Consider the following 14,194-nt stretch of genomic DNA (forward strand, 5'->3'; position numbering starts at 1 on the left):
CGCCTCGGGGGAGACCCGGGGCGGCGGCGCGGCCGGCTGCGGGCGGGACGGATCCGGCGCGGCGGGAATCGGCGTCGCGTCCGCGCGAAAGCCCATCTGACGCGCCACCGTGGCGTAGCGCGAACCGCGCATCGACATCGCGCCGGCGCCGTCGTCGGCCCCGGCGGTGCGCAGGTCGCCGAGCCGGTACAACTCGTGGCCGACCACCGCCTCGGGGCTGCCGAGCCGATCGAGGACGACCTGCACGGTGCCGGGGGTGTGCGCGTTCAGCCGCTCGCGCTCGCTGTTGATCTGGCTGCGCAACCGCTCCACCAGCCGGGCCCGGTCGGCGGGACGCAGTCTGCGCTGGGCGGCGTCGCCGACCTCGCCCAGGTACTGCAGAACCAGGTGATCGCTCTCGAAGTTCACGCCCCCACCCCACCCCCGCCGAAGGATCGTCGCATCGGCACGACGTCTGCATCGGTAAAGCGACAACTCAGCGTAGGGGCGCGGGCGAAGCGGAGCGAGGGGTTGACCGAAATGATGATCGCGGGGACGGCCCGAGCCGGTGTCGACGGCCGATATTCGGCCCTCGAAGGGCATCGGGATCGCGGGAGCGGTGATCGTCGGCGGCCGGACCGTCTAACGTTGATGGGATGACCACAGCTGCGTCGCCCACCCGTGCCGAGGCGGATCGGCCCGCCGGGTCCGGCCCCCGGACGCTCGCCGAGGATCTGCGCGGGCGCACCGACGCGGCCCTCGCCGCGTTGCTGCGGGCCCGGCCGGATCTGACCACGCCGGTCCCGGTGGACCTGACCCAGCTCGCCACCCGGGCCACCACGCGGGCCTCGATCGCGCGCGCCCTGGAACGGCTGGACCGCTTCACCCTCCAGGTGGTGGACGCCGCAGTGGTGCTGCCCGACGGATTCGCCGCGGCCCGCCTGCACGCACTGGTCGGTGCGGTCCCCGAGGCGTTCGCACGGGCGGTGGCCAACCTGCGCGAGCAGGCTCTGCTGTGGGGCCCCGACGACGCGCTGCGGGTGGTGCGCACGGTGCGCGACCTGATCGGCGCGAGTCCGGCCGGGCTGGGCCCGACGCCGACCGGCGCGCTGGCCGCCACCGCGCCGTCCCGGCTCCAGGAGGTGCTCGTCGATCTCGGCCTGGGCTCCACCCACGACGCGGTCTCCGCGATCGCGGCGATCACCGAACTGTTCACCGACCCGGCCCGGCTGGACGCACTGCTCGCACAGGCGCCCGAGGCGGCGCGCGAGGTGCTGGACAAGCTGGTCTGGGGCCCGCCCACGGGCAGCGTGCGCGGCGCGGACCGGCCGGTGCGCGCCGACGCGGCGCGGACCCCGGTGGAGTGGCTGCTGGCCCGGGCGCTGCTGGTGCCGGCCGGACCGGACGCGGTGGTGCTGCCGCGTGAGGTCGCGCTGCACCTGCGCGGCGGCCGAGTGCACCGGACGCTGGAGCCCGCACCTCCCGAGTTGCCCACGCGCGGATACGATCCACAGGCTGTGGACCGCCTGGCGGCCGGCTCCGCGTTCACCGCCGTCCGCCGGGTCGAGGACCTGCTGGAGGCGTGGAGCTCCGGCGGCCCGGCCGTGCTGCGGGCCGGCGGTCTGGGCATGCGCGAGTTCAAGCGCGCCGCGGTGCAGTTGGACGCGCCCGAGGCCGAGGTCGCGCTGTGGCTGGAACTGGCCTACGCGATGGGCCTGGTCGCGGGCGACGGCGAACCGGACGAGCAGTGGCTGCCCACTCCCGCCTACGACACCTGGCGGCGCACCCCGGTGGGCACCCGCTGGGCCGCGCTCGCCGGCACCTGGCTGGAGACCACCCGGGTGCCCGCACTGGTCGGCTCGCGCGACGACAAGGACCGGCCGATCGGCGCGCTGGGCATGCAGGTGGACCGCACCGCCGCGCCCGAGGTGCGCCGCCGGATCCTGGCCACGCTTGCCGCGCTGCCGCCGGGCTCGGCCACCGACGCCGACTCGCTGCTCGCGCACCTGACCTGGCATCAGCCGATCCGGGCCGCGCGGCTGCCCGAGGGGTTGTTCCGGGCGATGCTGGTCGAGGCCGAACTCCTCGGCATCACCGGGCGGGGCGCGCTCGCCGAGTACGCCCGCACGCTGGCCGAGGGCCGGGTCTACGAGGCGGGTGACGCGCTGACCCCGCTGCTCCCGGAGCCGGTGGACCACGTGTTCCTCCAGGCCGACCTCACCGCGGTGGCTCCGGGCCCGCTGGTCATGGACCTCGCGCACGAACTGCACCTGGCCGCCGACGTGGAGTCCACCGGCGGCGCCACGGTGTACCGCTTCACCGAGGCGTCGGTGCGTCGCGCGCTGGACGCCGGTCGCACCGCGGCCGACCTGCACCACCTGCTCGCCACCCACTCGCGCACGCCGGTGCCGCAACCGCTCGGCTACCTCGTGGACGACGTCGCCCGCCGACACGGCCGGATCCGGGTCGGGACCGCGGCGGCCTTCCTGCGCTGCGACGACGACGCGCTGCTGGGCGAACTACTCGCCGACCGCCGCGCCGCCGGACTGCGGCTGCGCCGACTGGCCCCGACGGTGCTGGCCGCCGAATCCGCGCCGGACTCGGTGCTGGAGAAGCTGCGCGCGATGGGCTTCGCGCCGGTCGCCGAGTCCGCCACCGGCGATCTGGTGCTGACCCGCCCGGACACCAGACGCACCCCGCCGCGCTCGGCGCCGCCTCGGGTCGCGGGCGAGCCGCCGGCACCGAGCGAGGCCCTGCTCGGCGCGGCCGTCACCGCGATCCGGGCGGGCGACGCGGCCGCCACCGGCCGGGTCGACGACGGTGCGGAGCGCGACGGCGAACCGGTCGAACTGCCGCGCACCTCGGCCGCCGAGACGCTGCTCGCGCTCCAAGCGGCGCACGCCGAGCGGCGGGCGGTGTGGATCGGGCACGTCACCCGCGAGGGTCGGGCCACCCAGCACATCGTGGTCCCGCTGCGCCTGGAGGGCGGCTACGTCACCGCCCACGAGCAGGGCACCGGCGAGATCCACACCTACCCGCTACACCGGATCACCGGCGTCGCCGACGCGGGCTGAGACCACCCCGAAGCCCGCGACTGCGCCCACCCGCTCGCCGCGCCCGCGACCCTTACCAACCAACCCCCCGCGCGCGTCAGCGCCCCCTCACATCTCGCGGCGGCCGATCCGCCACACCGCGAGCCACACGCACAGTGCGGACAGGACCAGGGACAGCGCGAGGTTGTCGCCGTATTCGCCGGGGGTGTGCCCGCGCAGCAGGTCGACCTGGGAGTTGAACAGCTGGGACGGCAACCAGCCCTGCATCGGGCGCCACAGCGCCGCGAGCGGCATCACCACGAAGCTGACCAGGGCCGAGCCGAAGATCGCCACGGGCCGGCGCAGGAACGCGGCCATCGCGGCCACCACGCTCAGTTCGAGCACCACACCCACGATCCCGTAGAACGACCCGTAGAAGACGGCTCTCGCCGGCAGCGGGCCGAACATCCAGTGCACCTGAGCCCACGCGATCAGGCTGCCCAGCAGATAGGCCAGCGAGACCGCCGCCGTGGTCACCGTGTACCGGGGCAGCACCAGATCGCGCGGGCGGCGCATCCGGGTGCGATGGAACGCGGCCAGGCCGGGGCGATGGTCGACCGCCAGTGCGCTCGCCATCAGCGCGAGCCCGACCAGGATGCCGACCTGGCCGACGGTGTACGTGTACACCGCCATCCCGCTGTCCGCCCGCATCCCGCCCGCCGGTGCCACCGCGTCGATGTGCAGCGCCTCGACGATCCGGTCCCGGTGCTTGGCGAACACCGGTCCGATCAGGCCCACGCCCGGATAGGCCATCAGGAGCAGCAGCCACCGCCGGGTACGCACCAGCCGCAGCCACTCCAGGCGCCACAGTCCCAGTCGGCGCGGCCCCCGCGGCCCCCGCGGCACCCGCTCGACGCCGGCCACCACCGCGGGCGCGGTCGGCTGGGTCGACGCGGGCGCCTGCACGGCGCCGGACCGGGTCATCGCGGACCACCGGTGATGGACAGGAACGCCGCCTCCAGGTCCGACTCCTCCGGCGCGACCGAGACCACCCGGGCCGAGCTACGGCTGAGCACCTCGGCGAGGTGCCGCTCACCGGCCTCCAGCGACCGGGCCTCGACCCGGAACAGCCCGGGCCGCAGCGACGACACGCGCGCGACCCAGTTCTCCGCCGCGAACGCGCGCAACAGATCGGTACCGCCACCGCGCACTCGGACCAGCCAGCTCGGCCGCATGTGCGTGTCCACCAGCTCGGCGGTCGACCCCTGGTAGAGCAGCCGGCCCGCGCGCATCACGCCCACCTGATCGCAGACCCGCTGTACGTCGGCCAGGATGTGGCTGGAGAAGACCACCGTGGTGTGTTCGCGCAGGCTCGCCACCAGGTCGAGCACGTCGGCCCGACCGCGCGGGTCGAGCGCGGAGGTGGGCTCGTCCAGGATGAGCAGTTCGGGGTCGGCCACCAAGGCGGCGGCCAGGCCCAGACGCAGCGTCATGCCGCGGGAGAGCGAGCCGGCCTTGCGATCGGCGCAGCCGGACAGGCCGGTACGATGCAGCGCGACCTTGATCTTCTCCCGGGGCAGCCGTCGATCGACGAGGTTTCCGGCCAGTTCGACCACCTCGGACGTGGTCAGCCACGGTTCGAATTCGGGCACGTCCGTGGATACCGCCACGCGCCGCCGGTCGACGCCGAAGAGCACCTCGCCGACATCCGCTCGCCGCGTGCCGCCCATGATCGACAACAGCGTGGTCTTGCCCGCGCCATTGGGCCCCACCAGGCCGTATACGCAGCCGCGCGGCACCGTCAGGTCGATGCCGAAGATTCCCGTGCCACCGCCGTAGTCCCGGGTCAGGGCACGCGTGGACACGGCGGGACCAGTCGGTTCGCCGGCATGCTCGGGGGTTTCGGCGGCGGTGCGATCGGGACGGGGGACCCGATCGTCGAAGGCCGACGACGTTTGTTGCGCCATCAAGTATCCAGGGTAGGTAGACGGGCCGGTTTGTGTGTTCCTCCGTAAGGATGGGTCTGGCGCTCCTCCCTGGGCAGTAGTGCCCCTGAGGCCTGCTCCTGCCGATGACAAATGGTTTTCGGAACACGGCCGCCGCACGGATGGTTGAGACTTGTTGGTCCCGTCCCCTCCACCATGCGGAAAGGTTGGCCCGTGCCCGATGGCCCGCTGATCGTCCAGTCCGACAAAACCCTGCTCCTCGAGGTGGGGCACGAGGCTTCCGCCGACTGCCGTCGGGCGATCGCTCCGTTCGCCGAACTCGAGCGCGCCCCGGAGCATGTGCACACCTACCGGCTGACCCCGCTGGGCCTGTGGAACGCGCGCGCCGCGGGCCACGACGCCGAGCAGGTCGTGGACGTGCTGCTGCGCTACTCGCGGTACCCGGTGCCCAACGCGTTGCTCGTGGACGTCGCCGAGACGATGGGCCGCTACGGCCGGCTCCAGCTCTCCAAGCACCCCACGCACGGCCTGGTGCTGGGCAGCACCGACCGTGCGGTGTTGGAGGAGGTGCTGCGCAGCAAGAAAATGATTCCGCTGGTGGGTGCCCGGGTGGACCCGGACACCGTGGTGGTGCACCCCTCCGAGCGCGGCCAGATCAAGCAGGTGCTGCTCAAGCTCGGCTGGCCCGCGGAGGACTTCGCGGGCTACGTGGACGGCGAGGCGCATGCGATCGAACTGGCCGAGGACGGCTGGCGGCTGCGCCCGTACCAGCAGGAGGCGGTCGAGGGCTTCTGGCACGGCGGCTCGGGCGTGGTCGTGCTGCCGTGTGGCGCGGGCAAGACGCTGGTCGGCGCGGCGGCGATGGCGACCGCGAAGGCGACCACGCTGATCCTGGTCACCAACACGGTCTCGGCCCGGCAGTGGAAGTCCGAGCTGGTCAAGCGCACCTCGCTGACCGAGGACGAGATCGGCGAGTACAGCGGTACCCGCAAGGAGATCCGGCCGGTCACCATCGCCACCTACCAGGTGGTGACCACGCGCCGAAAGGGCGTCTACCCGCACCTGGAGCTGTTCGACTCCCGGGACTGGGGCCTGATCGTGTACGACGAGGTCCATCTGCTGCCCGCCCCCATCTTCCGGTTCACCGCCGACCTGCAGGCCAGGCGCCGGCTCGGCCTGACCGCGACGCTTGTGCGCGAGGACGGCCGCGAAGGCGACGTGTTCTCGTTGATCGGTCCCAAGCGCTACGACGCGCCGTGGAAGGAGATCGAGAACCAGGGATACATCGCGCCGGCCGACTGCGTCGAGGTTCGGGTGACACTGACCGACACCGAGCGGCTGGCCTACGCGACCGCCGAACCCGAGGAGCGGTACCGCTTCTGCGCGACCACCGCGACCAAGACCCGAGTGGTCAAGGAACTGGTCGAGCAGCACCGCGGCGAACAGACCCTGGTCATCGGGCAGTACATCGACCAACTCGACGAGTTGGGCGAGGTGTTGAACGCGCCGGTGATCAAGGGCGAGACCACCAACAAGGAACGCGAGCGGCTGTTCGACGCGTTCCGCACCGGCGCGGTACAGGCGCTCGTGGTGAGCAAGGTGGCGAACTTCTCGATCGACCTGCCGGACGCGACGGTGGCCATCCAGGTGTCCGGCTCGTTCGGCTCGCGACAGGAGGAGGCCCAGCGGCTCGGTCGGGTGCTTCGGCCCAAGGCCGACGGCCGGGGCGCACGCTTCTACTCGGTCGTCGCGCGCGACACCATCGACCAGGACTTCGCCGCGCATCGGCAACGGTTCCTCGCCGAACAGGGCTACGCGTACCGGATCGTCGACTCCGACGACCTGGACAAGCAGAAGTAGCCGGGAGTCGGGGCGTCCGGTCACTCCGTCGGGCGCTCCTCGAGTGCCTTCGCGGTTTGCTCCCGCCGCCACCAGGGAGTGCGGCGGGGGTGGACCCGGGCGGCCAGGTGCCGGCCGAGGAAGACGTACGCGAGGAACGCGCCGGTCGCGTTCAGGATCACGTCGTCGATGTCGAACGCGCGGCCGACGATGAACCAGCCCTGTACCGCTTCGACCACGAGCATCAGCACACCGACGGCGAGCAGGATCCGGAGCGGGCCGCGCAGCCGGGCGGAGACCACCGGGAGCAACACGCCCAGCGGTGTGCACAGCACCAGGTTGCCGCCGATCTGCCGGATCGCGTCCCGGACTTCGGGGCGGTCCAGGTAGGACCGGATCGAACTGCCCGGGTCGGTGTTCCCGGTGACCAGGTCCTGTGACTCGGGCTGTGGGGTGAACGTCACCCGGGCCAGTACCAGTGCGAATGCGACCAGGGCCAGTACGCCGAGCCCGATCGCGACGGCGCGCAACGCGCGGGCGCCGCGCGAACGGGTGGGCCCGGGCTGCGCTGCGGGGTCGGCGGCGGTCGTGCGCCGCGCGTCCCCGGTGCCGAGCGGGTCCAAAGTGTCCACCCCCGACTGTCGGTTCGGCTGCCTGAGCGGGCGTCTGCCCGCGCGCAGTCGGACCATGCCGGGTCACGGCACGGCGTGCCGACCGAGCAGTGTGACCCGAACGGCCGTACTGGTGAACACCCATGTGCCGCGCGCGACCGTCGCGGTGATGTGGGCGGGCCGGCGCAGCCGGGCGCGGACCAGGTCGGCGAAGGGGATCTCGGTAGGGGAAGAGCCGCGCAGCGCCGGCATCCGCAACGATCGGGGGGCGGGGAGATGCGTCATCGTGCTCATGCCCTCGACGCTATGTGGACCGACATAACGGGCGCGTCAGCACCAGGGCGCCCGCCGCGGTACCTCTTGCGGATGACCAACCCCCAAGGGGCGACCGCGCGGACGACCCGGCGGGTCGGGGGAGCGGGCCGCTCCGGATCGAGACCGTGCGCGGGTTGCGCGCCCCTCGGTGACGAAATGTGCATCGAATGCGCCCTTGACGCAAATAGACCGAAACAATCAACGAATACGCAGTTCACGGCAATGCCCGCATTCGGGCATCGGGTCGCAACGCATCGCGTCGTAGGCTGAACGGGTGAATGCCCTCATGGTTGGTTTCGACCTGGACATGACGCTCGTCGATTCCCGTCCCGGCATCGGGGCGGCGTGGTCCGTGCTCGCCGAGGAGACCGGCGTCCCGATCGACATCGCACTGGTCGTCTCCCGTCTCGGGCCGCCGCTGGAGACCGAGGTGGCGAACTGGTTTCCGGCGGCCGAGATCACCGCCGTGACCGCGCGCTATCGCGAGCTGTATCCGGACCATGCCGTGCTCGGCACGGACGTGCTGCCCGGCGCCCGTGACGCGCTCGCCGCGGTGCATCGGCACGGGGGCCGCACGATGGTGGTGACCGGCAAGCACGAGCCCAACGCGCGCCTGCATCTGGCCCATCTGGACCTGGCCGTGGACCACCTGGTCGGCGACCTGTGGGGCGAACACAAGGGCGCGGCCCTGCGTGCGGCGGGGGCGAGCGTGTATGTCGGCGACCATCTCGGCGACCTGATCGGGGCCCGCGCCGCGGGCGCGATCGCCGTCGGGGTGGCGACCGGACCGATCTCCGCCGAGGACCTGCGCGCGGCCGGCGCCGACGTCGTACTCGCCGATCTGACCGAGTTTCCCGCGTGGTTGGACGCGCACGTCGCCGATCTGCGGCTCGCGGATCTGCGAGAGCGGCTGCGCGGTCTGGGCAGCGTCGCGGTGGCCTTCTCGGGCGGCGCGGACTCGGCCTTCCTGCTGGCCGCGGCGGTACGCACGCTGGGCGCGGCCAACGTGCTCGCGCTGACCACCGACTCGCCGAGCCTGCCGGCCGCCGAACGCGACGCCGCGCGAGCCTTCGCGGCGGACCTGAGGGTGCGTCATGAACTGGTGCCCAGCGACGAGATGGCCCGTGAGGGGTATCGCGCGAACAACGGCGACCGCTGCCGGTTCTGCAAAACGGAGTTGATGGCGGTGCTCGCGCCGGTGGCGCGTGCGGCGGGGACGGCTCACCTGGCCACCGGCACCAACGCGGACGACGCGCGTGCGGGCTTTCGGCCGGGGATCGCCGCAGCGGCCGAGGCGGGGGCGGTCACCCCGCTGTTGGACGCGGGCCTGACCAAGGCTCAGGTGCGCGCGATCAGTCGGACCTGGGGGCTGCCGACCTGGGACAAGCCGGCCGCGGCGTGCCTGTCCAGCCGGGTCGCCTTCGGGGTGGCGATCACGCCGTCCCGGCTGGCCCGGGTGGAGCGGGCCGAGACCGCGTTGCGCGCGGTGCTGGCCCGGGACGGGATCCCGACCCGCAACCTGCGCGTGCGCGACCTGGGGCAGGTCGCGCGGATCGAGGTGGACGCCGCGCTCGGTGCCGCCGTGGCCGGCCACGCACCGGCCCTGGCGGCGGTCCGCGAGGCCGGCTTCACCAGCGTCGAGGTGGACCCGCTCGGCTACCGCGAGGGCGCGATGAACGAACTCCTGGCCGACCCCGAGGCGTACCGCTAGATGCGTCGCGGGGGGCGGCGTCAGAGCGTCTTCGGCACCGGGCGACGCCTGCTGCGGGCCGATTTGAACAGGCCGGCGGCGGCCACCGCGAAGCCGACCGGCATCAGCGCACTGAGCAGGTAGACCGCGGTCGGCAGCGCGTCGGCGCCGATCAACAGCGGTGTGACGGTGGCCAGCGTGGCGATCGTTCCGATGGCGAAGAGCACCGCGCCGATGCGGACGAGCCGATCGCCGGGGCCTGCGGATGCGTTGTACACACGCCCAGGGTAGATGCCCCGATCCGACCCCGATGCGCCCGGGGCGGTATCCCCATGTCCGGCCGAGAACGCGACCATTAGCCTGGACGAGTGAACGGGGTCACTACGCGTTCCTGCTCGGATTCGATGTGTGCGCCCCGCCCAGCCTGGTAAATGCTCGTAAAAGTCCCGACGAAGCCGTCCCGACACGATCGAGGTCTCCCGTGCCCACCGGCAAGGTCAAGTGGTTCGACACCGAGAAGGGCTTCGGGTTTTTGTCCCGGGACGACGGAGGCGACGTGTTCGTGCACGCCTCGGCGCTGCCGCAGGGCCTGGACACGCTCAAGCCGGGCATCCGGGTCGAGTTCGGCATCGTCGAGGGACGACGGGGCGAACAGGCCCTCTCGCTCCGTGTCCTGGACCCGCGCCCCTCCGTCGTCGCCGCGAGCCGCAAGAAGCCCGACGAGATGAGTTCGATCATCCAGGACCTGCTCAAGGTCCTCGAAGGCGTCGACAAGACGCTCGAACGCGGCCGTTACCCCGACAAGCGCGCGACCACGAAGGTCGCCGAACTCCTGCGGGCGGTCGCCGACGAGTTGGACACGTGACGCGTTTGTTCGCGTTGCGTCGGTGCGCTTGGCCTGGCGGCCTGTGCGGTGTCCTCAAACGCCGGACGGGCTGATTTGTCCTCAAGCGCCGGACGGGCTGGAGTGTCCTCAAGCGCCGGACGGGCTGGAGTGTCCTCAGGCGCCAGGCGGGCTGGAGTGTCCTCAAGCGCCGGACGGGCTGATTTGTCCTCAAGTGCCGGGCGGGCTGATTTGTCCTCAAGTGCCGGGCGGGCTGGAGTGTCCTCAGGCGCCGGGCGGGCTGGAGTGTTCTCAAGCGCCGGACGGGCTGATTTGTCCTTCAAGTGCCGGGCGGGCTGGAGTGTCCTCAGGCGCTGGGCGGGGTGGATTGTGATCGGGTGTGTGTGGCCGTTGTGTCAGGGGAGCTTGAGGGCGTCTGTGGGGACGGGTGGGACCAGGCCCTCGGCGGCGGCGCGGGCGAGCAGGTGGGTGACCGCCGCGTGGCCGGCCTCGCCCAGGTCTCGGGTGAACTCGTTGACGTACAGGGCGATGTGCCGGTCGGCGACCGCCGGGTCCATCTCCTGGGCGTGTTCGAGGACGTAGGCGCGCGACGCCGCCGGATTCGCCCACGCGTGCTCGACGGACGCGCGGGCGGCCGCGGCCAGGGCGGGCAGGTCCAGCGAGCGCTTGGCGATGATCGCGCCGAGCGGGATCGGCAGCCCGGTGTCCGACTCCCACCAGTCGCCCATGTCGGCCAGGCAGGTCAGCCCGTAGCGCGTGTAGGTGAAGCGCGCCTCGTGGATCACCAGGCCCGCGTCCACGACGCCGTCGCGCACCGCGGGCATGATCTCGTCGAAGGGCAACACCCGGATCTCGCCGACGCCGCCGGGCACGTTGCGCGCCGCCCACAGCCGGAACAGCAGGTAGGCGGTTGAGCGTTCGCTCGGCACCGCGACCACCTTGCCCGCCAGCGCGGCGGGTGTGCTCGCGCCCAGGCTCAGCACGAGCGGGCCGCAGCCGCGGCCGAGCGCGCCGCCGCAGGGCAGCAGCGCGTACTCGTCCAGGACCCACGGCAGCGCCGCGTAGGAGACCTTCAGCAGGTCCAGTTCGCCGCGCTCGGCCAAGCCGTTGGTGATGTCGATGTCGGCGTAGCGCACCTGCACGGGCGGCGCGTCCGCGAGCAGGCCGTGCGTCCACGCATGGAAGACGAACGTGTCGTTCGGGCACGGCGAGTAGGCCAGCGACAGGGTCATGGGGTCGGGCTCCCTTCGAGCGCGGCGAAAGCCGAGGCGAGTGCGCGCAGCGCGTCCGGGATGCGCCACGCCGCACGGTCGCGCGGGCCCACGGCGTTGGAGATGGTGCGCAGTTCGAGCATCGGCACGCCGAACGCGGCGGCGGCGGTGGCCACTCCGAAGCCCTCCATGCCCTCGACCGCCGCGCCCGGGTGCCGCTCGGCCAACTCGGCGGCGCGCGCGGCGCTGCCGGTCACGGTGGAGACGGTGAGCGCGGGACCGGTGGCGAGCGGGACGCCGGCCGCGCGCAAGGCGTCACCCACTCGGGCGACCAGTCGCGCGTCGGCCTCGAACGCGCTCGTCCCGAAGCCCAGTTCCTCGATCGGCACGAACCCGTCGGCGGTCTGCGCGCCCAGGTCGGCGGCCACCACGCGGGTGGCCAGCACCGTCGAGCCGACCGGCGCGCGGCCCGAAAAGCCGCCGCCGATCCCGGCGTTGATCACCAGGTCATAGGCACCCCGGGCGAGCGCCGAGGCGGTTCCGGCGGCGGCGGCGGCCGGGCCCGCCCCGACGGCGAGCACGTCCGGACCGGGGGTCCGCCACGAACGCGAACCGCCGAGCACGGCATCGCGCTCGGCGGCCACGGCGGTGATCACCAGGGTGGGCAAGAGCTACTTCTTCTTGACCTTGAACGCCCAGACGCCCCGGTAGCCCTTTTCGCCGTCCGGCTGCACGACCTGGACCAGGATCGGCTCGTCACCCTTCTCCGGCGCCCCGTACTTCAGCCGAATGTCGGAGTAGTACGTGGTCTTGATCACCGACTGGGTCTGCGGCTTGCCGTCGAACAGGAGCAGCCAACCGGCGTCGGCGATCTTCTTGTCCACGCCCACCGAGAAGCTGCCGCCCTCGTTGACCGAGATCGTCTCGAGGTTCGTCTTGTTCAGGCAGTCCGACACCTTCGCGTCGTCGATCGTGCCGTCGTCCTTGTAGCACTCGGCCTCGGAGTGGACCGACGTACTCCCGGTGACCAGGGTCACCAACGGGGTGGGCTTGTCGATGTTGCAACCCGTCAGGGCGAGCGCGCCCAGGACGGCGGCGCCGGCGAGCGCGGCAGGGCGGCGAGTCTTCATGATCGGAAGATTACCGGGCGGCCCGCAGCCGGATGCCGGGGGATCGCTTGCGACGCGCCCGGCGAGTCGTCAGCTTGCGGCCCACGATCACCAGCGCCAGCGTGAGCACGCCGGCCGCCACGCTCATGCCCAGCGTGCCGTTCAACGGCAGTGCGATGCCGATGCCGCCACCGATCACCCACGCCACCTGAAGCGCGGTCTCGGTGCGGGCGAAGGCGGAGGTGCGCACCGCCTCGGGGATGTCGCGCTGGATCATCGCGTCCAGGGAGAGCTTGCCCAATGCCTGGGCGAGACCGGCGACCGCGGCCACCGCGAGCACGGTGACCAGGCTGTACATCACCGCCGCCCAGGCCGCGCAGGCCGCGGACACCAGCAGCACGCCGACGATGATCGCCTCCGGCGCGCGGGACTTGAGCCAGGCCCCGAGCGCGGTGCCGACCGCATTGCCGACCGCGGCCGCGATCACCACCGCGATGGTGGCCTGGGTCGCGGACAGGTCGGCCACCGGGTGCTTTCGCATCAGGAAGCCGAGGAACATGATCAGGAAGCCGGAGAAGCCGCGCATCGCCGCGTTCGCCCACAACGCCTGAACCACCGACGGGCCCACGCTGCGCAGCCGCCGCGAGGTCTTGACCCGAACCGGTTTGCGGCCGGGCTCGCGCTCGCCGCGTGCGCCGGCCACGCCCTCGACCGACTCCTCGGCCCCGGGCTCGGGCGGCGTCTCGGTGGTGCTCCCGTCCCGGCCGGCTCGCAGCTTGGTCAGCGACACCTTGCGCTGGTGCTCGACGCCGGGCGCCTCGGCGGTGAACGAGGCCCGATCCTCACCCTCGGCCGAGTCGACCTTGGCGGGCAGCGTGAGCGCCAGGACCGCGCCGAAGGTGAACACGACACACGCGCCGTACAGGATTCCGGGCGTACCGAACGCGTACTTGAGGCCACCCGCGACCGGTGCCGCGCCCATCGTGCCGATCAGGCCGAACAGGGTGATCCGCGAGTTCGCCTTGACCAGCGAGACCGAGCGCGGCTGGAGCCGGGGCACCACCGCGCTGCGGCTGACCCCGTACACCTTGGACGAGACCAGGACACCGAAGGCCGCCGGATACAGCTCGAGCCCGCCGTTCTTCACCGAGCCGGCCATCAGCCAGCACAGCCCCACCCGCACCAGCATTGCCACCGCCATCGCGACGCGGCGACCGCGGCGCATCCGGTCCAGGATCGGACCCAGCACCGGAGCGAGCAGCGCGAACGGCGCGAGCGTGATCAGCAGGTACATGGCGACCCGGTCGCGCGCCTCGCCGGTGGGCACCGAGAAGAACACGGTCGTGGCCAGGGCCATGGTCACCAGCGCGTCGCCCGCGTTGTTGATCAGATGCAGCTCGATCAGCTTGGCGAGACCGCTTTCGCCGGCCCCCTTGGCCCGGGCCGCGCCGCGTAGTTTGCCGAAGCCGCCGGTGAACAGTCCGCCGAGCCGGCCCAGCGTGCGACGTGCCGGACCTCGGTTCTTGGTGAACGACCCACGGGTCGAGCGCGGCGCACGAACAGTGCGCCTTGATGCGGTGGTGGTCTTGGAGGCTGCCACGCCGGGATCCTGCCCTCG

At 72.4% G+C, this 14,194-nt stretch carries 11 protein-coding genes and 4 pseudogenes; 5 read left to right on the plus strand and 10 right to left on the minus strand.

From position 1 onward, the window contains the following. A pseudogene (locus ABZS54_RS21275) lies at positions 1 to 408 on the minus strand (hypothetical protein); the annotation flags it as partial. Positions 409 to 635: 227 nt separating this feature from the next. On the opposite strand from ABZS54_RS21275, the gene ABZS54_RS21280 reads away from it, so the two are divergent. Further along, a complete protein-coding gene (locus tag ABZS54_RS21280) occupies positions 636 to 3,053 on the plus strand; it encodes a helicase-associated domain-containing protein (protein WP_355538093.1) in 2,418 nt (805 codons plus the stop codon). A gap of 87 nt (positions 3,054 to 3,140) precedes the next feature. On the opposite strand, the gene ABZS54_RS21285 is transcribed toward ABZS54_RS21280, so the two are convergent. Beyond that, positions 3,141 to 3,995, minus strand: a complete 855-nt coding sequence (locus tag ABZS54_RS21285) for a hypothetical protein (protein WP_355538096.1) — start codon at positions 3,993 to 3,995, stop codon at positions 3,141 to 3,143. Beyond that, entirely contained in the window at positions 3,992 to 4,876 is an 885-nt protein-coding gene (locus ABZS54_RS21290) for an ABC transporter ATP-binding protein (protein WP_355538099.1), read from the minus strand. Before ABZS54_RS21290 ends, ABZS54_RS21285 begins: the two co-directional genes overlap by 4 nt. A 276-nt stretch (positions 4,877 to 5,152) precedes the next feature. Between ABZS54_RS21290 and ABZS54_RS21295 the strand changes: the two genes are divergently transcribed. Then, positions 5,153 to 6,817: a DNA repair helicase XPB gene (locus tag ABZS54_RS21295; RefSeq protein ID WP_355538102.1), complete on the plus strand. Its 1,665-nt coding sequence runs from the start codon at positions 5,153 to 5,155 to the stop codon at positions 6,815 to 6,817. A 20-nt stretch (positions 6,818 to 6,837) separates the two neighbouring features. Here ABZS54_RS21295 and ABZS54_RS21300 read toward each other — a convergent pair whose 3' ends face one another. Next, on the minus strand, positions 6,838 to 7,428 hold the full coding sequence (locus ABZS54_RS21300; RefSeq protein WP_355538105.1) for a VanZ family protein: 591 nt from the start codon (positions 7,426 to 7,428) through the stop codon (positions 6,838 to 6,840). Positions 7,429 to 7,491: 63 nt separating this feature from the next. Then, positions 7,492 to 7,701 carry a hypothetical protein gene (locus tag ABZS54_RS21305; RefSeq protein ID WP_355538108.1) on the minus strand — a complete coding sequence of 70 codons (210 nt, stop codon included), beginning with the start codon at positions 7,699 to 7,701 and terminating at the stop codon, positions 7,492 to 7,494. A gap of 307 nt (positions 7,702 to 8,008) precedes the next feature. On the opposite strand from ABZS54_RS21305, the pseudogene ABZS54_RS21310 reads away from it, so the two are divergent. Both ABZS54_RS21310 and larE read left to right on the plus strand, forming a co-directional pair. Then, positions 8,009 to 8,596: pseudogene (locus ABZS54_RS21310) on the plus strand (haloacid dehalogenase-like hydrolase); the annotation flags it as partial. A gap of 27 nt (positions 8,597 to 8,623) precedes the next feature. Then, positions 8,624 to 9,433 (plus strand): annotated as a pseudogene (gene larE, locus ABZS54_RS21315) (ATP-dependent sacrificial sulfur transferase LarE); the annotation flags it as partial. Between the two features lie 20 nt (positions 9,434 to 9,453). Here the strand turns inward: larE and ABZS54_RS21320 are convergent. Continuing rightward, positions 9,454 to 9,690: a hypothetical protein gene (locus ABZS54_RS21320; protein WP_355538111.1), complete on the minus strand. Its 237-nt coding sequence runs from the start codon at positions 9,688 to 9,690 to the stop codon at positions 9,454 to 9,456. Between the two features lie 203 nt (positions 9,691 to 9,893). On the opposite strand from ABZS54_RS21320, the pseudogene ABZS54_RS21325 reads away from it, so the two are divergent. Beyond that, positions 9,894 to 10,079 (plus strand): annotated as a pseudogene (locus ABZS54_RS21325) (cold-shock protein); the annotation flags it as partial. Between the two features lie 572 nt (positions 10,080 to 10,651). Here ABZS54_RS21325 and ABZS54_RS21330 read toward each other — a convergent pair. Genes ABZS54_RS21330 through ABZS54_RS21345 form a run of 4 tightly spaced genes read right to left on the minus strand, consistent with a single transcriptional unit; the run spans position 10,652 to position 14,074 of the window. Continuing rightward, complete coding sequence (locus ABZS54_RS21330) at positions 10,652 to 11,488, minus strand: 1,4-dihydroxy-6-naphthoate synthase (RefSeq protein ID WP_355538114.1); 837 nt, start codon at positions 11,486 to 11,488, stop codon at positions 10,652 to 10,654. Continuing rightward, entirely contained in the window at positions 11,485 to 12,126 is a 642-nt protein-coding gene (locus tag ABZS54_RS21335) for a futalosine hydrolase (protein ID WP_355538186.1), read from the minus strand. Before ABZS54_RS21335 ends, ABZS54_RS21330 begins: the two co-directional genes overlap by 4 nt. Positions 12,127 to 12,138: 12 nt before the next feature. Continuing rightward, the gene (locus tag ABZS54_RS21340) at positions 12,139 to 12,597 is read right to left on the minus strand and encodes a DUF2771 domain-containing protein (protein WP_355538117.1); all 459 of its coding nucleotides are present in this window, start codon (positions 12,595 to 12,597) and stop codon (positions 12,139 to 12,141) included. Between the two features lie 10 nt (positions 12,598 to 12,607). Then, positions 12,608 to 14,074 carry an MFS transporter gene (locus tag ABZS54_RS21345; protein ID WP_355538189.1) on the minus strand — a complete coding sequence of 489 codons (1,467 nt, stop codon included), beginning with the start codon at positions 14,072 to 14,074 and terminating at the stop codon, positions 12,608 to 12,610. Positions 14,075 to 14,194: the final 120 nt, after the last annotated feature.

This window comes from Embleya sp. NPDC005575 (genome assembly GCF_040605455.1).
In the GTDB taxonomy this organism is placed as follows: domain Bacteria; phylum Actinomycetota; class Actinomycetes; order Streptomycetales; family Streptomycetaceae; genus Embleya.